The sequence below is a fragment of the Leucobacter sp. L43 genome, assembly GCF_016597785.1.
GTDB lineage: Bacteria > Actinomycetota > Actinomycetes > Actinomycetales > Microbacteriaceae > Leucobacter > Leucobacter alluvii.
In genome coordinates this window covers 283,859-303,457 of the sequence record NZ_JAENJG010000002.1, presented here as the reverse complement: position 1 = coordinate 303,457, position 19,599 = coordinate 283,859, and the positions used below count along the sequence as shown (strand labels likewise).

The 19,599-nt window shown below is 69.1% G+C and carries 18 protein-coding genes; 7 read left to right on the top strand and 11 right to left on the bottom strand.

Going from position 1 to position 19,599, the window contains the following annotated elements; all coding sequences use genetic code 11:
- Window positions 1-39 precede the first annotated feature (39 nt).
- Window positions 40-831, top strand: a complete 792-nt coding sequence (locus JE033_RS10630) for a 3-oxoacyl-ACP reductase (RefSeq protein WP_090150619.1) — start codon at window positions 40-42, stop codon at window positions 829-831.
- A 10-nt stretch (window positions 832-841) separates the two neighbouring features.
- On the top strand, window positions 842-1,570 hold the full coding sequence (locus JE033_RS10625; protein ID WP_200331496.1) for a FadR/GntR family transcriptional regulator: 729 nt from the start codon (window positions 842-844) through the stop codon (window positions 1,568-1,570).
- A gap of 25 nt (window positions 1,571-1,595) precedes the next feature.
- Here JE033_RS10625 and JE033_RS10620 read toward each other — a convergent pair whose 3' ends face one another.
- The 3 genes from JE033_RS10620 to trmB are packed head-to-tail and all read right to left on the bottom strand — an operon-like array spanning window position 1,596 to window position 4,291.
- A complete protein-coding gene (locus JE033_RS10620; RefSeq protein WP_200331494.1) occupies window positions 1,596-2,555 on the bottom strand; it encodes a nitronate monooxygenase family protein in 960 nt (319 codons plus the stop codon).
- Between the two features lie 36 nt (window positions 2,556-2,591).
- Entirely contained in the window at window positions 2,592-3,506 is a 915-nt protein-coding gene (locus JE033_RS10615) for a hypothetical protein (protein ID WP_200331492.1), read from the bottom strand.
- Window positions 3,503-4,291 carry a tRNA (guanosine(46)-N7)-methyltransferase TrmB gene (gene trmB / locus JE033_RS10610; RefSeq protein ID WP_200331490.1) on the bottom strand — a complete coding sequence of 263 codons (789 nt, stop codon included), beginning with the start codon at window positions 4,289-4,291 and terminating at the stop codon, window positions 3,503-3,505. Before trmB ends, JE033_RS10615 begins: the two co-directional genes overlap by 4 nt.
- Window positions 4,292-4,455: 164 nt before the next feature.
- On the opposite strand from trmB, the gene aroQ reads away from it, so the two are divergent.
- On the top strand, window positions 4,456-4,896 hold the full coding sequence (gene aroQ / locus JE033_RS10605; RefSeq protein ID WP_200331487.1) for a type II 3-dehydroquinate dehydratase: 441 nt from the start codon (window positions 4,456-4,458) through the stop codon (window positions 4,894-4,896).
- A gap of 22 nt (window positions 4,897-4,918) precedes the next feature.
- Here aroQ and JE033_RS10600 read toward each other — a convergent pair whose 3' ends face one another.
- Both JE033_RS10600 and JE033_RS10595 read right to left on the bottom strand, forming a co-directional pair.
- Complete coding sequence (locus JE033_RS10600) at window positions 4,919-5,842, bottom strand: CPBP family intramembrane glutamic endopeptidase (protein WP_200331485.1); 924 nt, start codon at window positions 5,840-5,842, stop codon at window positions 4,919-4,921.
- Entirely contained in the window at window positions 5,842-6,228 is a 387-nt protein-coding gene (locus tag JE033_RS10595) for a hypothetical protein (RefSeq protein ID WP_200331483.1), read from the bottom strand. The genes JE033_RS10600 and JE033_RS10595 overlap by 1 nt, the downstream gene beginning before the upstream one ends.
- A 67-nt stretch (window positions 6,229-6,295) precedes the next feature.
- Here JE033_RS10595 and JE033_RS10590 point away from each other — a divergent pair, with 67 nt between their 5' ends.
- The gene (locus JE033_RS10590) at window positions 6,296-8,650 is read left to right on the top strand and encodes an excinuclease ABC subunit UvrA (protein WP_200331481.1); all 2,355 of its coding nucleotides are present in this window, start codon (window positions 6,296-6,298) and stop codon (window positions 8,648-8,650) included.
- 40 nt (window positions 8,651-8,690) lie between these two features.
- Here JE033_RS10590 and JE033_RS10585 read toward each other — a convergent pair whose 3' ends face one another.
- The gene (locus tag JE033_RS10585) at window positions 8,691-9,749 is read right to left on the bottom strand and encodes a TIGR00730 family Rossman fold protein (RefSeq protein WP_200331479.1); all 1,059 of its coding nucleotides are present in this window, start codon (window positions 9,747-9,749) and stop codon (window positions 8,691-8,693) included.
- A 38-nt stretch (window positions 9,750-9,787) separates the two neighbouring features.
- On the opposite strand from JE033_RS10585, the gene JE033_RS10580 reads away from it, so the two are divergent.
- Entirely contained in the window at window positions 9,788-11,245 is a 1,458-nt protein-coding gene (locus JE033_RS10580; RefSeq protein WP_200331477.1) for an RNB domain-containing ribonuclease, read from the top strand.
- Between the two features lie 9 nt (window positions 11,246-11,254).
- Here the strand turns inward: JE033_RS10580 and ispG are convergent, their stop codons facing one another.
- From ispG to rsmI, 5 genes are all read right to left on the bottom strand, one after another.
- Window positions 11,255-12,385, bottom strand: coding sequence for a flavodoxin-dependent (E)-4-hydroxy-3-methylbut-2-enyl-diphosphate synthase (gene ispG, locus JE033_RS10575; RefSeq protein ID WP_090150633.1), 1,131 nt, complete (start codon window positions 12,383-12,385; stop codon window positions 11,255-11,257).
- A 99-nt stretch (window positions 12,386-12,484) separates the two neighbouring features.
- A complete protein-coding gene (locus tag JE033_RS10570; RefSeq protein ID WP_200331475.1) occupies window positions 12,485-13,879 on the bottom strand; it encodes a site-2 protease family protein in 1,395 nt (464 codons plus the stop codon).
- A 97-nt stretch (window positions 13,880-13,976) separates the two neighbouring features.
- Window positions 13,977-15,065 carry a 1-deoxy-D-xylulose-5-phosphate reductoisomerase gene (dxr, locus tag JE033_RS10565; protein WP_200331473.1) on the bottom strand — a complete coding sequence of 363 codons (1,089 nt, stop codon included), beginning with the start codon at window positions 15,063-15,065 and terminating at the stop codon, window positions 13,977-13,979.
- Between the two features lie 9 nt (window positions 15,066-15,074).
- The gene (locus JE033_RS10560; protein ID WP_200331471.1) at window positions 15,075-16,118 is read right to left on the bottom strand and encodes an FKBP-type peptidyl-prolyl cis-trans isomerase; all 1,044 of its coding nucleotides are present in this window, start codon (window positions 16,116-16,118) and stop codon (window positions 15,075-15,077) included.
- A 172-nt stretch (window positions 16,119-16,290) separates the two neighbouring features.
- The gene (gene rsmI / locus JE033_RS10555; protein WP_090150652.1) at window positions 16,291-17,109 is read right to left on the bottom strand and encodes a 16S rRNA (cytidine(1402)-2'-O)-methyltransferase; all 819 of its coding nucleotides are present in this window, start codon (window positions 17,107-17,109) and stop codon (window positions 16,291-16,293) included.
- 82 nt (window positions 17,110-17,191) lie between these two features.
- Between rsmI and JE033_RS10550 the strand changes: the two genes are divergently transcribed.
- Together JE033_RS10550 and JE033_RS10545 are read left to right on the top strand one after the other, a co-directional pair.
- The gene (locus tag JE033_RS10550) at window positions 17,192-18,271 is read left to right on the top strand and encodes a thioredoxin domain-containing protein (protein ID WP_200331469.1); all 1,080 of its coding nucleotides are present in this window, start codon (window positions 17,192-17,194) and stop codon (window positions 18,269-18,271) included.
- Window positions 18,272-18,294: 23 nt separating this feature from the next.
- Window positions 18,295-19,587, top strand: coding sequence for an MFS transporter (locus tag JE033_RS10545; RefSeq protein ID WP_200331467.1), 1,293 nt, complete (start codon window positions 18,295-18,297; stop codon window positions 19,585-19,587).
- Window positions 19,588-19,599: the final 12 nt, after the last annotated feature.

Here is a 19,599-nt window from a genome sequence, read left to right as displayed (position 1 = left end):
TCCCACGCTGTACCCTGCTTTCCTCAGGAAGGATCCGTCATGAGCGACATCACCCCCATCGACCTCACGCAGCGCCTCGCCGGCAAGGTCGCCGTCATCACCGGCGGCGGAAGCGGCATCGGTCTCGCCACTGCCCGACGCATGCGCGCCGAAGGGGCGCGCATCGTCATCGGCGACATGGACGAGACGAGCGGCGCAGCGGCCGCCGCCGCAGTCGACGGCCTCTTCGTCAAGGTGAACGTCACCGACGAAGCGCAGGTCAACCATCTCTTCGACACGGCAGCGCGCGAGTACGGCGCGGTCGACATCGCCTTCAACAACGCCGGCATCTCCCCGGACGACGACGACTCGATCGAGGTCACTGAACTGCCCGCGTGGGAGAAGGTGCAGGATGTGAATCTCAAGAGCGTCTACCTGTGCTCGCGGGCGGCGCTCCGCCACATGACGGCGCAGGGATCCGGATCGATCATCAACACGGCCTCGTTCGTCGCGATCATGGGTTCGGCCACCTCGCAGATCTCGTACACCGCGTCGAAGGGCGGCGTGCTCGCCATGACGCGCGAGCTCGGCGTGCAGTTCGCGCGGCAGGGCATCCGCGTGAACGCGCTCTGCCCCGGGCCGGTGAACACTCCGCTGCTGCAGGAGCTCTTCGCGAAGGATCCGGAGCGCGCCGCCCGACGTCTCGTGCACGTTCCCGTCGGCCGCTTCGCTCAGCCGGAGGAGCTCGCCGCATCCGTCGCCTTCCTGGCGAGCGACGACGCCTCCTTCATCACCGCCTCCACCTTCCTCGTCGACGGCGGGCTGACGAGCGCGTACACGACGCCGCTCTGAGCGCCGCACGATGGAAGCGGCAGAGGGCATCGAGCTGCTCATCAGGGCGGCGCGGCCCACCAATGCGTACGAGGAGACGATGCAGCGGCTGCTGCAATCGATCCGCCTCGGCATGATCGGTCCGGGCGAGCGGCTCCCGGCGGAGCGCGACCTGGCGACGATGCTCAAGGTGAGCCGCGACACGGTGCGCGAGGCGCTCGCGACGCTCGCCGACGCCGGATACGTCGTCTCTCGGCGGGGCCGGTACGGCGGCACGTTCGTCGCCGACCGCATTCCCGAGGACTCCGCGCTGGGAGGCGGCTCCGCGACCCTGCCGAGCGCTGCGGAGATCGAGGACGTCACGACGCTGCGCCGCGTGCTCGAGGTGGGGGCGGCGCGCGAAGCGGCAGGGCGAGAGCTCTCCGCGGAGGAGCGGGCCGCGCTCGCTCACGCACTGGAGGAGTGCTCGAGCTCGGAAGCGGCGGATCACCGACGGCTCGACTCGCGCCTCCACCTGCTGATCGCCGAGCTCTCGGGCTCCACGAGCCTCGTACCGCTCGTCGCCAACCTGCGCACGCGCGTCAATGCGCTGCTCGAAGCGATTCCGATGCTGCAGCCCAACATCGTGCACTCGAACGATCAGCACGAAGCGATCGTGTCGGCGATTCTCGCCGGGCGACCGCAGTCGGCGGCGGAGGCGATGCTCGAGCACGTCGAAGGCTCCTCTGCGCTGCTGCGCGGGTTCCTCACGAGGCACTGACGAGGACGGCCGCGCTCTGCACGGCTCAGCGCAGGCTCGCGATGACCTCCGACGCTGATCGCACGCGCGTGAGATGCCCGACCCCTTCGCCGGCATCGACGGGAACGATCGAGTAATCGCCCGCCGCTGCGGCGGCCGCGAACGCGGAGCGCGCCTCGGCGTCGCCCGCGAGTTCGTCCTCGCGCCCATGCCACTGATCGATGAAGGGCGTGCGCAGCAGCCGCTCCGGAAAGCGCTCTGGCCAGGGCCGCTCGAGCGCCACATCGAAGACCCGGGTGACCAGCGTGTCGGCGGCGGATCCTCGGAGCAGCGCGTCCCGAGCCGGTGGTGGGGTCAGCGCCTCCTCGCACGCGGCGAATGCGGTGCCGATCCACGCTCCCGCGGCGCCGGCGTCGAGCACCCTGGCCACGTCGCTCGACGTGCTGATCGCCCCTGCTGCGAGCACCGGAGCGTCGACGGCGGCGATGATCTCGGCGAGCAGCGCATCCCGCGGGTGCTGATGATCGCCGTGACCGCCGCCCTCCCTGCCGCGGGCGACGATCGCATCGACGCCGGCGGCCGCGGCGCGCATCGCCTCGTCGACCGTCGCCGACTGCGTCACGGCGATGGCACCGGAGGCGTGCACTCGTTCGACCCACGACGCGTCGGCGTGCGCGTCGCCCCATTCGCCGAAGCTCACCGAGACGAGCGCTGGCCCTGCGGCGAGCGCGCGCTCGAACAGCTCGGGATCCCGCGCGATGCCCCAGGCGACCAGCCCGATGCCGAACGGCGCTCCTCCGGCGCCGATTCCTTCTCCGAGAGCCCCGAGCTCCCGTTCGAGTGCGGTGACGGAACCCGCACTGCCCATGCCGATCATCCCGAGCCCGCCTGCTCGCGACACGGCGGCGGCCAGTCGTCCGCCGGCGACACCCCCCATGGGTGCGCACACGATCGGGGTGGACAGTCCCAGGGAGCGGGCCCAGTCGGTGAGTCTGCCGTTGCTCATGCCGCCCAGGCTACCGCCGCGCGGTCGCGCCGGAAACTACTCCTGGCCGGCGCAGTAGGTCGACAGCCGCTCCTCGCCAGCGGTGAGCGCCTCGTCCCAGACGGTGAACGCTGCGTCTGCTTCGGCAATGTACGCATCGAGTTCGTCGGCAGGGAGCTGGAGCGCCTGCTCCTCCGTGAGCAGAGTGGTGACCACGTCTTCGTAGTAGGTCTCGTAGGCGTCATACATGCGCGCCATCTCCGCGTAAGCCTCGGGATCGGTCACCTGCGCCAGCGCCGCCGTGAGCTGCGCGAGCCCGTCGGCCGCCTGGAGCTGCGCCGCGGCGACGTCACCCCTCGCCGCGGCATTGGAGGCGCCGCTGAACACCAGGCCGGCATCGACCCAGTCGCCATTGGCGACCTCGCACGCCTGCGCTGCAGTTTGACCGCTCTGCATCACGCCGCACAATTCGTAGCGCCGCACGTCGGCATCGGACATCTGCTGCTCGAAGGCGCTCTTCTGCTTCCCCAGAATGAGGACGAGATTCGCAGGGTCGTCGGGGTTGGCGACGTACCCTTCGGGAATATCGGCGAGGCCCGTCCAAATGGTGTCGGCGTACTGCTGATGCGCGGCGATCGACGCGTCAAGGGCGTCGTGCAGTTCGGGAACGTCGACGCGTTCGGCGATGTCTTGCAGGGTGGAGATCACCGCTTGGTGCTCCGTTCGCTTCCTCTCGAAATCCTTGCTCTCGGTATCCGCCTCGAGGGCCACCCACGGGTCGAGAGCGAACCCCCATTCGGCATTCACCGTCTCGCACGCGCCGTCCAGGCTCTGCTCGGCCTGCGACGTTGGCGCCGGGGCAGGCGCGGCGTCGTCCGTGAACGATGGGATCAGCGCCGTGCACCCCGCCGCGCCCATCGTCAGCGCGATGGCCGCCGCGACGATTCCTCCGCGCCTCATGGCGGTCCTCATGGTGTCTCCTCGATGGTCGCAGTCATCGCGGATGTCGCCGTCCCGCGACGGTACGTCAGGTCGCGGATCCGGCGATCCTTGTCGATGCCCTTCTCCTCGAACGCGGTGAGGATGCGCCCGTCGAAGCGATCGGCCCACTCCCCCGAGAAGTCGCGCTCGAAGCCCTCGGCGGCATCGAGCACCTGCCGCATGTGCTCGGCGTAGTTCTCCCAGTCCGTCGCGAGCCGCAGCACGCCGCCGGGCCGCAGCGCGCGACGGGCCACGCGCGCGAAGTCATCATTCACCAGGCGCCGTTTGTGGTGCCGCACCTTCTTCCACGGGTCCGGGAAGAACACCCAGATCTCGTCGACCGAGCCTGCTGGCAGGTACTTCTCGAGCAGTTCCGGCGCGTTCACCTCTGCGAGGCGCAGGTTCTCGACGCCCGCCGCCTCTGCCCGGATGATGGTGCGGGCCAGCCCCGCGCGGAACACCTCGATCGCGAGGAAGTTCGTGTCCGGCCGGGTCTGCGATGCGTGCAGGATCGCATGCCCCTGCCCGGACCCCACCTCCACGATGAGCGGCGCCGTCCGCCCGAAGATCTGCTCCGGGTCGCCGGTCTCCCCATCGGCGACGCTCGTGGCCGCCGGGCCGTGCGCGATGTCGAGCACGTACTTCTCATGGTGGTCGGTCCACGCGCGCTCCTGCGACGGGGTCATGCGGCCGCTCCGACGCACGAACGACACGGGCTTCTCCCGGAACGTCGTCGGGTCGAAGCTCTTGGGCGGAAGTGGCTGCTGCTCGGTCACCCCATAACGGTAGTCGCGGCTGCGGCCGGGGGCAAAGCGGGATGGCGCCGTCGCGAAGCGGGAGGGCCGGGAGCGGAGCAGGTTGGCCGGGAGCGGAGCAGGATCGACCCGCCGCTAGCATGGAACCGACTGCATCGACCCGTGGCCGAGCGAAGGAGCGCAACATGACCGCACGAATCCTGCTGGTGAACGGACCGAACCTCAACCTGCTCGGAACGCGCGAGCCGGAGATCTACGGGTCGGCGACGCTCGCCGACGTCGAATCGCTGGTCACGCGGGCGGCGCGGGACTTCTCGCTGGAGGTGCGCGCGGTGCAGAGCAACCACGAGGGCGAGATCATCGACGCGATTCACGCGGCGCGCGAGGACTGCGCGGCGATCGTGATCAACCCCGGCGCCTTCACGCACACCTCGATCGCGATCCGCGACGCGATCTCGGGCGTCGCGCTGCCCACCGCCGAGGTGCACATCTCCAACGTGCACGCCCGCGAGGCCTTCCGTCAGCACTCCTACCTCTCCGACATCGCCGCATGCGTCATCGTGGGCTGCGGGGTGCAGGGGTACGAGTTCGCGGTGCGCAGGATCGCGTCGCTGCTGGCCGAGTAACCGGGGCCCGGCCCTCGGGCGACTACGGAGCCGTGGGGAACCAATCGAAGACGGCCGGCTGGTGCGCGTGCACGAGCACGGCGAACACGACCGCGTCGAAGAGCAGGTGCACGGTCACCACGTATGACAGCGAACGGGTCCGCAGGTAGATGATGCCCTGGATCAGTGCGAACGGAATCGTGAGCAGCGGCCCCCACGAGCGGTACCCGAGCTCCCAGAGGAACGACACGAAGACGACCATCTGCAGCAGATTCGCCAGCCACACCGGGAAGTGCCGCAGCAGCACGGCGAATACCGTGCAGATGAAGAACAGCTCGTCCCAGATGCCGACCGCGCCCACTCCGACGAAGAGCCGCGCCACGAGTTCCGGGGTGTCGACGACCGGCCAGTTCGTGTAGACGCCTGAGGAGATGAAGTACCAGGGCAGGATCACCCAGGCGAGCACGATCACGGCGACGAGCCACGCCCAGTGATAAGGACCCCAGCGCTCACCCCGCGCGGACCCGGCGCCCCGCCAGGGGAAGCTCGTCGCCCGATCGCGGTAGATGAAGCGCGAGACGACGTAGGGCAGCGCGACGGCGCCGCCGAGCGCCAGCGTGAACTTCACCATCGACCAGTTGTCGAGGTGAGCGGCGAGCGGAATCAAGCGGACGACTCCGAGGCCCATGACGATGAGTGACAGGTCGCGCAGCAGGGACGGCGGCCGCTGCGACCGGTCCGGCTCGAAGCCCACCCGCATGAGGACGTGCGGCGCAGCGCGCCCGTCTCGCGTCCGACTCGCGAGCGCGGCCAGCGCGAGCCCGGTGACGCCGAGGGCGATCCCTGCCCAGATCCAGTGGAGCACGAACCAGACGGGCGCCATGGCGCACACGCAGACGGCCGCCGAAATCGCGAGGGGGCTCGGGCGCCGCGTTTCCGGGCGCTGCGCCCACTCCGCTGCCGGCATCAGAGGAAGCGACTGCGCACGGGGCCGGGGGCCGCCGCCAACGGGACGAGTCGATCATCGATGGGAAACGGCACCCCGTACGCGGAGACCGGGGCCCCGATGTCGCCGAAGTCGTCTTCCTTGACCCCGATTCCGGTCGCAGACGCCTCGACGATGCGTACGCGGACCCACTCCCCGCTCTCGGTGCGCAAGGCGTAGGCATCCGCGAGGTACCTGATCCCGAGTGCTTCGAGCAGTTCCTCGGCCGTGAGCCAGTCGATCGGCTCGGGCGACCGCGGGCGACCCAGCAGGTCGTAGGGCGTGAAGCCGTCGCTTTCCGGTTCGATCCAGCCCACGAGCTCGCGGTCCTCTCGACGGTGCGCGATCCACGTCTCGGGAAGGGTCATGCTGCGAGCCTAGCAACCGAGCGGAAGTCGGGGCGCGGATGTCGGCGGCTCCCACTACTCTGACTGCATGACCACCACGCACATCGCAGATTCGCACGACCGCATCCGTGTGCGGGGCGCGCGCGAGCACAACCTGAAGAACGTCAGCGTCGACCTCCCCAAACGCCGCCTCACGGTGTTCACGGGCGTTTCCGGATCCGGCAAGAGCTCCCTGGTGTTCGGCACGATCGCTGCAGAGTCGCAGCGCCTGATCAACGAGACCTACAGCGCGTTCGTGCAGGGTTTCATGCCGTCTCAGAGCCGACCCGATGTCGACGTGCTCGAAGGGCTGACCACCGCCATCATCGTCGATCAGGAGCGCATGGGGGCGAACCCGCGTTCGACGGTGGGCACGGCGACCGACGTGAACGCGATGCTCCGCATCATCTTCTCGCGGCTCGGCAGCCCCCGCATCGGTTCGCCCAACGCGTTCTCCTTCAACGTCGCGTCGATCAGCGGCGCGGGCGCTGTCACTCTGGAGAAGGGCGGCAAGCAGGTGAAGGAGCGTCGCAGCTTCGAGATCCTCGGCGGCATGTGCCCCACCTGCGAAGGACGAGGCTCCGTGAGCGACTTCGCCCTCGAAGAGCTCTACGACGCTGAGCTGTCGCTCGCCGCGGGCGCGCTGCAGGTGCCGGGCTTCAGCATGGACGGCTGGTACGGGCGCATCTTCGCGGCCCTGCTCCCGATGGATACTCCGATCCGGGATTTCACGGATGAGCAGATCCACCTCCTGCTCCACGAAGAGCCGCGCAAGATCAAGGCCGATGGTGTGAACGTCACCTATGAGGGGCTCATCCCGCGCATCCAGAAGTCGATGCTCTCGAAGGACCGCGAGGCCATGCAGCCGCACATTCGTGCGTTCGTGGATCGCGCGATCGTCTTCCGGGCGTGCCCCGAATGCGCTGGCACGCGCTTGAATGCGACCGCGCGCTCCTCGAAGATCTCGGGGAAGTCGATCGCCGACGTCTGCGCGATGCAGATCACCGATCTCGCGGAGTGGGTGCGCGGCATCGAAGACGCCGGCATCGCCCCGCTCGTGGAGAAGCTCGTCGAGACCCTCGACTCGTTCGTGCAGATCGGGCTCGGCTACCTGAGCCTCGACCGCCCGACCGGCACGCTCTCGGGCGGCGAGTCCCAGCGCACGAAGATGATTCGGCACCTCGGCTCCCCCATCACCGACGCGACCTACGTCTTCGACGAGCCGTCGATCGGCCTGCATCCGCACGACATCCAGCGAATGAATCAGCTGCTCCTCAAGCTGCGCGACAAGGGCAACACCGTGCTCGTCGTCGAGCACAAGCCGGAGATGATCGCGATCGCCGATCACGTGGTCGACCTCGGTCCTCGAGCGGGCATCGATGGGGGCGAGATCTGCTTCGAGGGCACAGTCGCGGCGCTGCGGGCGTCGGGAACCCTGACCGGCACGCATCTGGACGATCGTGCGAAGCTCAAGGATTCGGTGCGCACCTCGAGCGCTGCACTGGAGATCAGGGGCGCTGATCGCCACAACCTGCGGGGCATCGATGTCGATGTGCCCCTCGGCGTGCTGTGCGCGGTGACCGGTGTCGCCGGTTCCGGCAAGAGCACGCTCATCGGCAACTACATCGCGAATCGAGACGACGTCGTCGCGGTCGACCAAGGGGCGATCAAGGGTTCTCGGCGTTCGAATCCGGCGACCTACACGGGCCTGCTGGATCCGGTGCGCACGGCGTTCGCGAAAGCCAACGGCGTGAAGCCGGCGCTCTTCAGCGCGAACTCCGAGGGTGCCTGCCCGGAGTGCAAGGGTGCGGGGATCATCTTCACCGACTTGGGCATGATGGCGACGATGGAGAGCGTGTGCGAAGTGTGCGAGGGGAAGCGCTTCGCCGCCGCCGTGCTCGAGTACAGGTTCGGCGGCAAGAACATCGCCGAGGTGCTCGACCTGTCGATCGCGCAGGCGCAGCAGTTCTTCTCCGCCCCGGAGACGCGCATCCCGAAGGCGGCCAAGATTCTGGATCGCCTGGTGGACGTGGGTATCGGCTACATCAAGCTCGGCCAGCCGCTCTCGACCCTGTCGGGCGGCGAGCGGCAGCGACTCAAGCTCGCCATCCACATGCTCGACGAGGCAGACGTCTACGTGCTCGACGAGCCGACGACCGGGCTCCACCTCGCCGACGTCGAGCAGTTGCTCGCACTGCTCGACCGTCTCGTCGACGCCGGCAAGAGCGTGATCGTGATCGAGCACCACCAGGCCGTCATGGCGCACGCCGATTGGATCATCGACCTCGGGCCCGGCGCCGGGCAGCAAGGCGGCACCATCGTGTTCGAGGGAAGCCCAGCCGACCTCGTCGCATCACGCGCGACGCTCACCGGGGAGCACCTCGCAGAGTACGTGGCAGCGTGAGGCGCGTCTCACGGGGCAGGCCCCGCGCCGCGGTCACACGTCACCGTGGCGCGGAATCCAGCTCATTCAGCGCCCGAATCAGTCGATAGAGATCCCCCACCGCACGACGACGTGGGGTGAGCACGAGACGCGGCAGATCGAGCGCATCGTCGTCGGCGATCTCCGACGCGAGAGGCCCCGAGCCGGTGATCGCCCCCACCTCGCACAGACCCGAGAATCGCTCGTTCAGGTCATCGAGCTCCGCATCGCTCGGTTCGGCGCGCACCCGGAGCACGAGCTGTTCGCCCTGCCAGCGCAGCGAATCGTAGTTGCGCCAGAATCCGGTCACCTCCGCGATCGCCGCGTCGGGCGAATCGGTGACGAGCACGCGATCGAGATCGTCGACCGCGATGAGCCCGGAACCCGCGAGCTCTTCGGTGACGAAACGCGCGAAACCCTGCCAGTACGTGCCCCCGGCACGATCGAGCAGCACGATCGGCATCGGTTCCATCTTGCCGGTCTGCTGCAGCGTCAGCAGTTCGAAGGTCTCGTCCATCGTGCCGAACCCCCCTGGCAGGCAGATGAAGCCCCGCGACTCCTTCACCAGCATCAGCTTGCGCGTGAAGAAGTACTTCATCGCGATGCGGTGCCCGTCATCGGCGGCGACATCGAGTGGAGCCTCCTCGAACGGCAGACGGATCGAGATGCCGAGCGATCGCTCGGGTCCGGCTCCCGTCGCCGCCGCCTCCATGATCCCGGGGCCGGCTCCGGTCACCACCATCCAGCCCAACTCCGCGAGACCTCGGGCAGCGGCTTCGGCGCCGACCCAGAGGGGATCGTGAGACTGGGTGCGGGCCGATCCGAAAATCGTCACCTTGGGCACGCCGACGAAGGGAGCGAACAGTCGGAACGCCGCTCGCATCTCCTCGACCGCCGTCGCGGTGATCTTCAGATCCAGCCGCGTCGCACCGTCGGTGCCGAGCCCGATTCCCGTCGAGAGAATGCGACGGATCAACCCGCGGTGGCCCGAAGCGCCGGCATCGGCGATCACTGCATCGAGTCGTTCGCGCAGCTCCGCGGCCTGCGCATCTTCTGAGTGTTGCTGCTTCCCGGTCCTCACGCTCACAGTCTACGAGCGCACCGCAGTAGGCTGGCCGCATGCCGAACCGGCGCGCCCATCTCTCCCCCCAGACCGCACACGGCGAGCTCGCGGCCGCCCTCGCCGCGCTCCGGACGGACAACGCCGTGCCGTCCGACTTTCCCGCTGACGCTCGTGCGGAGGCGAGCACCGCCGAGACGTCGGAGCCCGGTGAGGACCTCCGGCACATTCCGTTCGTCACGCTCGATCCCGCCGGTGCGAAGGACCTCGATCAGGCCTTCCACATCGAGCACCGCGACGACGGATTCCGCGTGCGCTACGCGATCGCCGACCTCCCGGGGTTCGTGAGACCGGGAGGCGCGCTCGACCGAGAGGCACGGCGTCGCGGACAGACCCTGTACCTGCCGGACGGCCGTATTCCACTCCATCCCGCGGAGCTCAGCGAGGGCCGCGCCTCACTGCTTCCCGGCGCCGATCGTGTCGCGTACGTATGGAAGCTCGACCTCGACGCGTCCGGCGCTGTCACGAGCGCCGACGTCGAACGCGCCCGCGTGCGTTCCCGAGCGCAACTCGACTACGCGACGGCGCAGACCGCGCTCGACGCTGGTACCGGCGGCCCGCTGCTCGAACTGCTGCGCGACGTCGGCCTGCTGCGCGCCGAGCACGAGCGCTCGCGCGGAGGTGCGAGCCTGAACATGCCGGATGAGGAGATCGTGCGGGAGCCCAACGGTTACCGCATCGTGCGGAGCTTCGCGCGTCCCATCGAGGAGTGGAACGCTCAGCTCTCGCTCCTCACCGGCATGGCTGCCGGTCGCATGATGCTCGATGCCGGCGTCGGGATCCTGCGCACGATGCCGGCGCCCGACGAGGCTGCGCTCACCGCGTTTCGTGCGCGGGTCGCCAGCCTCGGGCACCCCTGGCCCGCGGACACGACATACGGCGAGTACCTGCAGCAGCTCGATCACGCGTCACCGACGACGCCCGGGGTGCTGCAGGCAGCAGCGTCGTTGTTCCGCGGCGCCGATTACACGCCGTTCGACGGCGTCGTTCCGGAGCAGACGATGCAAGCCGCGATCGCCGCGCCGTACGCCCACGTCACCGCTCCGCTCCGCCGCCTGGTGGACCGCTGGGGGCTCGTGATCTGCGCCGCGATCTGCGCGGATGAGCCGATTCCGGAGTGGGCCAGGGCGTCGCTCGACGAGTTGCCCGCGCTGATGCGCGCATCGAATCAGCTCGCCGGTCAGCTGGGATCGCAGGCGCTCGATCGCGTCGAAGCCGCGCTGCTGCGAGACCGCGTCGGAGAGGTGCTCCCCGCGATCGTGGTCGAAGTCCGAGGCGAGCGCGCCCGCGTGCAGCTCGACGACCCCGCGGTCACCGCGCAGGTCGCGTCTGCCGGATACACCGCCGGGACCCGAGTGGACGTGCGGGTCACCGCTGCGGACGTCGCGAGCGGCACGATCGAGCTCGCGCCGCTCACGGACGGTTCCGGCGATCGCCCCGCCGTCAGCGCCGCCTGAGGCGCTGCGCTAGGCGGTCACGACCTCTGGCGTCCCCGTCCCCTCGGAAGCCGGCATCTCGGCAGCCAGACGATTCGCCTCGGCGATCAGCGTCGCGACGATTTCGTTCTCGGGCACGGTCTTGATCACCTCGCCCTTGACGAAGATCTGCCCCTTGCCATTGCCGGAGGCGACGCCGAGGTCGGCTTCCCTCGCCTCGCCCGGCCCGTTCACCACGCATCCCATCACTGCGACCCTGAGCGGCACGCTCATGCCTTCCAGGCCCTTCGTGACCTCCTCTGCGAGCGTGTACACGTCGACCTGGGCGCGCCCGCACGAGGGGCAGGAGACGATCTCGAGCTTGCGTTCGCGGAGGTTCAACGACTGCAGAATCTGCAACCCCACCTTCACCTCTTCGACGGGAGGCGCCGACAGGGAGACGCGAATCGTGTCGCCGATGCCCTCGGAGAGCAGAATGCCGAACGCCGTGGCGCTCTTGATGGTCCCCTGGAATGCGGGGCCCGCCTCGGTCACGCCGAGGTGCAACGGCCAGTCGCCGCGCTCGGCGAGCTGGCGGTAGGCCTTGACCATCACGATCGGATCGTTGTGCTTCACGGAGATCTTGAAGTCGTGGAAATCGTGCTCCTCGAACAGCGACGCCTCCCACACGGCGCTCTCGACCAAGGCCTCTGGGGTGGCCTTGCCGTACTTCTCGAGCAGCCGAGGGTCGAGGGATCCGGCGTTCACGCCGATGCGCAGTGAGACTCCGGCGGCTTTCGCGCGCCGAGCGATCTCGCCGACCTGATCGTCGAACTTGCGGATGTTGCCCGGGTTCACACGCACCGCGGCGCACCCCGCATCGATGGCGGCGTACACGTAGTTCGGCTGGAAGTGGATGTCGGCGATGACCGGGATCTGGCTCTTCATCGCGATGATGGGCAGCGCCTCAGCATCGTCACGGCTGGGGCACGCGACCCGCACGATATCGCAGCCCGACGCGGTGAGCTCCGCGATCTGCTGCAGCGTCGCGTTGATGTCCGTGGTCGGCGTCGTCGTCATCGATTGCACCGAGACGGGAGCGCTCCCACCGACGGTCACCGACCCGACCTTGATGGCGCGCGACTGACGCCGCGGAGCGAGCACTTCGACGGTCTGCGGCATTCCCAAATTGACTGCTGGCACGGGCCGAGTCTACTCGCGCAGGCTGCGTGCCGGAGGCGAGTCCCACCGGCAGAGGCGTCGGAGCACCGCGGTCCGGCGCTACCCGAAGAGCGAGACCGGCTTGACGAGGTCGGCGTAGATGAGCAGCACGGTCATCGCGCCGAGCACAATGGCCACCGCCATCGTCACGGGCACCATCTTGGCGGTGTCGATCGGCCCGGGGTCCGGCTTCCGCCGCAGCCTGGCGATGCCGCGCTTCAACCATTCGTAGACCGCGCCGACGACGTGGCCGCCGTCGAGCGGCAGGAGCGGCACGAGATTGAAGACGAAGAGCGCGACGTTCAGCGAGCCGAGCAGACCGATCATCGTCTGCGCACGGGCGGCGACCGGCGCGTCGTCGAGGCTGACGATCTCCCCGGCCATGCGGCCGACACCCACGACGCTGATCGGCCCGTTCGGATCGCGCGCCTCGCTGCCGAACGCGGCGTTCCAGACGTCGACCATGCGTTCGGGCATGCGGATGATGATGCCGGCGACCCGCTGCACGTTCTCGCCGACGAACGCCGGCACGGCGGTGATCGGCTGCGCGACGTTCTCGCTCGCCGGAACCGCACCGATCATGCCGACCGATTCGGTCTGCACCATGCCGTCGGCGCGCGTCACCGCGTTTCCGTCGGCGTCGGTGACCGTCCGCGTATTCACCACGGGTTCCAACGAGACGGTCTGCTCTGCGCCACCGCGCTCGATCTCCACGGAGAGCGATTCGCCCGGCGACTCTCCGATGATCGTGCGGAACTGATCCCAGCTGGTGATCCGCGTCCCGTCGACCGAGATGACGCGATCTCCGGGGCGCAGTCCGGCCGCGGCGGCCGGCGCGGCCGGATCATCGCTGCTGCACGAGGACGCATTGCTGTTCGCCGGCGCCAGGCACTCGTTGACCTGACCGAGCGTGGTGCTGTTCTGCGGCACACCGAACCCCACGAGCACGATCGCGAAGAACACGAACGCCAGCACGAGGTTCATCAGCGGCCCGCCCAGCATGATGATGATCTTCTTCCACGGGGGAAGCCGGTAGAAGGTGCGGTGATCCTCCCCAGAATCGATCGACTCGGCACTCGCCAGCCGAGCGTCTTCGACCACCGCCGCCATGCCTCGCTTGGGCTCGGCGTCGGGCTTGCCGAACGAGGCGCCCTCCTGCACGACCGAGTTCAAGAACCCCGTGGTCGACGGCCGCGCTGCCGCGCCGGGCTGCTCCGGCGGGTACATGCCCGACATCGCGATGTACCCGCCGAGCGGAATCATCTTCACGCCGTACTCGGTCTCGCCCCTGCGCTTCGACCAGATGGTGCGGCCGAACCCGAGCATGTACTGCGTCACCTTGACGCCGAAGAGCTTCGCAGGGATGAGGTGCCCGAATTCGTGCAGGCCGATCGACACGGCGAGACCGATCACGAAGATCAGAATGCCGAGCACGTAGAGCAGTACCTCAGTCACCCGCTCAGGCTACTGCGCACCGCTGGGGAGTTTCGGGGAAGCCGCAGGCCTTCTCAGGATCACCGTCGGTCGCAGCGCGGTTCGACTGCGGCTCGCGTCAGCGCCCGCGCGCGTCGATCGCCAGTTGCGCGCGCTCGCGCGCCCAGCGCTCGGCCTCGGCGAGGGACTCGAGCGTGAGCTGCGCCGGCGTCTCGTGCGCCTCGACCACCCGGCGCACGGTGTTGACGATGTCCAAGAACCCGATGCGACCGGCGTGGAACGCGTCGACCGCCTCCTCGTTCACGGCGTTGTAGACCGCCGGATACGTGAGTCTGGCCCGACCGACCTCCTTGGCGAGGTCGACGGCGGGGAACGCGGCCGAATCGAGCGGCTCGAACTCCCACGCCGTCGCCGACCGCCAGTCGAGCGGAACTCCGACATTGCCCATGCGATCCGGCCATGACAGCCCCAGTGCGATGGGCAGCCGCATGTCCGGGGGCGAGGCCTGGGCGATGGTCGACCCGTCGATGAACTCCACCATGGAGTGCACCACCGATTGCGGGTGCACCACGACCTCGATATCGCCGTAGGAGACACCGAAGAGCAGGTGAGCCTCGATCACCTCGAGCCCCTTGTTCACCATCGTCGACGAGTTCGTCGTCACCACGCGGCCCATGTTCCAGGTGGGGTGAGTCATCGCCTCGGCGGGCGTCACATCGCGCAGCTGCTCGCGTGTGCGACCCCGGAATGGTCCGCCAGACGCCGTCAGGATGAGGCGGCGCACCTCGTCGCGGCTGCCCGACCGCAGCGCCTGCGCGATCGCGGAGTGCTCGGAATCGACCGGAACGATCTGCCCGGGAGCCGCGAGCCCGGTCACCAGATCGCCGCCGACGATGAGCGATTCCTTGTTCGCGAGCGCGAGCGTGCGCCCGGCTTCGAGCGCGGCGATGGTGGGGCCGAGCCCGACGGAGCCGGTGATGCCGTTGAGCACGACATCCGCCTGCACGTCGCGGATGAGCTGCACCGCGGCGTCGGCGCCGAGACCGGTGTGCTCGACGTTGAACTCGTCCGCCTGCTCGCGCAGGCGATCCGCCTGCGTCCCTGCGATGAGGCCGGAGACCTGATACTTCGCAGGATGCTTGCGGATGACGTCGAGCGCCTGCTCGCCGATGGATCCGGTGGAACCGAGGACGATGACGCGCTTCATCGCTCCAGGCTACTCGGCGGGCGCGTCCGCGTGCACCGTGCCGAGGATGTCGAGCACGAAGACCATCACGTCGTCGCCCTGATGCCCCTGCTGCTCCAGCGTCGCCGCACCGTAGCCGCCGTCCTCGGCCGGCACCACGGAGATGACCTGGGAACCGACCTTCTGGCCCTCGAGGGCCTTCTGGAATCCGCCGATGACCTGGGTCGTGAGGAAGTCGGTGGGCTCTCCGCGGCTCCAGCTCGAATCGAACTCCTCGCCGGTGCGCCAGATCACGCCGCGGTAGTTCACGTAGACGCGATCGCCCGGCTGCACCTCTTCGCCGTCGCCCTCGACGAGCGTGGCGATCTCGAGCTTGTCGGGTGCCTCGAGGCCGTCCGGGACGGTGATCGTCGGCTCGCCGTCCTCGGCGAGCTTGACCGTCGGGAACCCGTCGGGCGCGGCGACCTGCTTGCCCTCCGCCTTGGAGAGCAGCTCATCGCTCTTCAGCGTTCCCGGCTCGCCCGTCGCAGCGGCAGCGTCGCCCGCATCGGTGATCTCCCCGAACTCCATCACGATGACGAGCGAGTCGTCGGCGGTGATGTTCTCGAGACCGGTCTGCTCGGGCGGCGTCTCGCCGAAGACGTCGGCGTACGGAGCGGCGAGCGCGATCTGCTCGCCGGCGGTGGCGCACCGCAGACCGTCGTACGCCCACTCGGCGAGCCCCGATTTCTCGACCGGGATCGCGCTCGCGGGAAGCTGCTGCAGCGCCGACCCGTCGGCACCGTTGAAGAGCGTCATCGATGTGAGCACCGACTGCCCCTCCTCGACGACGTCCCCCTCGCCCGCTTCCAGCACGGAGCGCTGCATCTTGTCAGCCTCCACCGGGGTGTCCGAGGTGAGTTCGAGATCCTCGCCGACCGAACCGGAGACCTTCACACTGGAACTGGCCGAACCGGAAGCGAGGCAATCGGTGCCGGAAGCATCGGCGCTCGCCGATCCGCCGCCGCTCGAGCAGCCGACCAGGAGCAGTGCGCCAACGAGGGCGGCAGGGGCGATGGCGCGCGTCAGTTTCACGGTGATAGGAGTCCTTCGAGTCGCGAGGAGCCGCGTCCGTTCCGATGCACAAGGAGGTGCGGTGGGCGCGCGGCCATGAATGCGTTTCGAGTATGGCGCATTGCGCTGCCCGGCGGCTGGGAGGCTTCCGACCTTCGCCTGTGATCGCGAGCCGACGCGCAGACGCCGCGCTTCACCGACGGCTGGCGAGCGCGGCCGCGTACAGCTCCCGCGATGAGAGACCGGTGGCCTCGGCCACGGCCCGAGTCGCGTCCTTGAGACGCTCTCCCGCCTGCACTCTGGCCTGCACCTCGACGAGCGCCGATTCGGGCGATGCAGCGCTCGACGCCGCGCCGCTCACCACCACGACGATCTCTCCTCGCACCCCGTCTGCGGCCCAGGCGGCGAGCTCGCGCAGACCTCCCCGCCGCACCTCCTCGTGCAGCTTCGTGAGCTCGCGGCAGACCGCCGCCGCGCGATCATCCCCGAACGCGTCGGCGAGGTCGCCGAGCGACGCCGCGAGCCGGCTGGGCGACTCGAAGAAGACCAGCGTTCGCCGTTCGGCGGCGAGTGCGCTGACGGCACGCGCGCGCTCGCCGGATTTGCGGGGCAGGAAGCCCTCGAAGGCGAAACGATCGGTCGGGAGGCCGGCTACGGCGAGGGCCGTGATGACCGCGCTCGGGCCGGGGATCGCACTGACGGGGACCCCGCGCTCGGCGGCCAGTTGCACCACTCGGAACCCGGGGTCGGAAACGGTCGGCATGCCGGCGTCGCTCACCAGCACGATGTCTTCAGTCTGCGCGCGTTCGACGAGCGCTGCCGCCCGCTCGTGCTCGTTGTGATCGTGCAGCGCGATGAGTTCCGGTCGATTCTCGATTCCGAGGAGACGGAGCAGCTGGGCGGTGTGACGCGTGTCCTCCGCGGCCACGACGGTCGCTTCCTCGAAGGTGCTGCGGAGCCGCGCGGAGGCGTCACCGAGGTTTCCGATCGGCGTCGCCGCGAGAAGGATCATGCCTCAATCGTATGCGCGCGCGTCACCTGGCGGGTGCGGCGGGTGCGGCGCCCTGGCGTGGGCCTGCTGACAGAATGAATCCATGACCGATCCACAGCAACCAGTGCCAGCACCGCCCCACCCCTACGCCGAATCGGGCTCGGCATCGCGGCGACGCGGCAAGGGCAACCTCTCGATCGCAGCCATGGCGCTCGGTCTCGCCGCTCTGGTCACGGTGATCGTCTCCGCGTTCTACTTCGGTCTCGGTGCGATTCTCGGAGCGCTGCTCGCCGTCGCAGCGGTGGTGCTCGGCATCGTCGGTGTGATCTCCCGCAGCCGCCGTGCTCCGGCGGTCGTCGGGCTCGCCTCCGGAGCGCTCGCGCTGCTCGTCGCGCTGGTGCTGGGCGTGGTGTCGGCCGTGACTCTCGCGGGCTCGATCACCGCCCCGTCCGGCTCCCATTCCGGCGCCCCCGGCGCTGCAGACGAGCCACAGGGTTCGGAGGATCCGATGTCGTGGCCCGAGAACATGGCCACGGGAGGCATCGTGTTCGATCAGGACGGCGTGGTCCGATCCGAGATTCCGAGCAGCGGCGCCCCCGAACCGCAGGAGGCGGGAGCCGAGGCGCACGCGGTTCGCGTGTACGTCGATTACCGCTGCCCCTCCTGCTCCGTCTTCGAGACCACGAACGGGGAAACGCTCGAGCGGCTGATGGAGAGCGGCCAGGCATCGGTCGAGATCACTCCGCTGACATTCCTCGATCGCATCTCCCCAGACCAGTACTCGTCGCGCGCCTCGGCCGCCATGGCGTGCGTGGCGGAAGCGCAGCCGGAAGCCGCATGGAAGGTGCACCGCCACCTGTTCGATCCGGCGGTGCAGCCGGCGGAGACGACCGGCGGACTCGACAACGGTGCGTTGATCGACGCGGTCGACGAGGCGGCGGGCGGCGCGAACGACGACGTGCGATCGTGCATCGAGTCAGAGCGGTTCGTGCCCTTCGCCCAGGCGCTCAACGAGTGGGTGTTCGACAATCCCGTGCCGGGCGCTGAGGATCCGCAGCTCGCCGTGACCGGCACGCCGTTCGTCGTCGTCGACGGCGTTCCCTTCACGGGCTCCCCCGGTGACGCGCAGGCGTTCACCGATTTCCTCGCCGAGCAGGAAGTCGCCGTGGGATCCGTCTCATAACGAGCTGCTAGACTCGGCCGGCTATGCATCAGACGAGCGAGCACCCGGTCCCTGACACGTCGCCCCGCGGGGTCACGCTCCTGAGTCGAACCGGGAAGCTGTACTACCCGCTCGCCCTCGTCTCGCGTCTGCCGTTCGCGATGATGGTGATCGGCGTGCTCACGCTCGTCGTCTCCGCGCGCGGCTCCGTTGAACTCGGCGGTCTCAACTCGGCGATGGTCGGGCTGGGCGTCGCCTGCGTCGGGCCCCTCATCGGCGCGGCGGCAGACCGTTACGGGCAGCGGCCAACACTGCTCATCGCCGCCATCGCGAACAGCGCACTGCTCGGCGCCCTGGCCTGGATCGCGTTCAGCCCGCTGCCGACGTGGGTGCTGTTCCTCGGATCATTCCTCGCCGGCGCCACGGTGCCGCAGACGTCGCCGATGTCGCGTTCGAGGCTCGTCGCGATCGTCGCGCACGATCTGCCGGCGCAGCGGCGGCCGAGGGTGCTGTCGAACGTGCTCGCCTACGAGTCGGCCGCCGACGAGGTCATCTTCGTGTTCGGCCCGGTGATCGTCGGCGTGCTCGCCACCACGATCGGCGCGTGGGCGCCGATCGTGGGCGCTGCCGTGCTCACGCTGCTCTTCGTCACCGCCTTCGCCCTGCACCGGACGAGCGCGCCCGCGCAATCCCCGGAGCAGCGCGCGGCAGTGCTCGCTCCCGCGTCGGAACTCGCACGACCCGCGCTCCTCGTGACGGTGTTCGGCATCGTGACCGTTGGGTTGTTCTTCGGCTCGATGCTCACGTCGCTCACGTCGTTCATGCAGGATCGCGGCGATCCCGAGAGTGCCGGTCTGATCTACGGGGCGATGGGCGTGGGCTCCGCGATCTTCGCCATCGGGGTCGCGGCGCTTCCCCCGCGCTTCTCGCTTCGCGCCCGGTGGCCCGTGTTCGCGGTCTGCATCGTGGCTGGCGCCGTGCTGCTGCAGTGGTCGCACGACGTGCCCTCGATTCTGCTCAGCCTGGCGATCATGGGCATCGGCGTCGGGCCGCTCCTCGTGACGCTCTACAGTTTCGGCGCCGCACGCAGTCCCGTCGGCCGCTCGGCGACCGTCATGACGATGCTCGGCTCCGGACTCATGGTGGGCCAGTCGGCTGCCGCCGCCCTGACCGGCGTCGTCGCGACCGATCTCGGCACGCGCGCGGCGCTCGTGCTGCCGCTCGCGGCCGCCGTGCTGGCGCTCGCGGCCGGCGCGATCAACTGGTGGCTGAGCGGAGCGGACGATCGCGCCGGGCACGGTCCGAACACTGCGCCGGTGACGCTCGACGCGGAATAGCGCGGTGCTCGG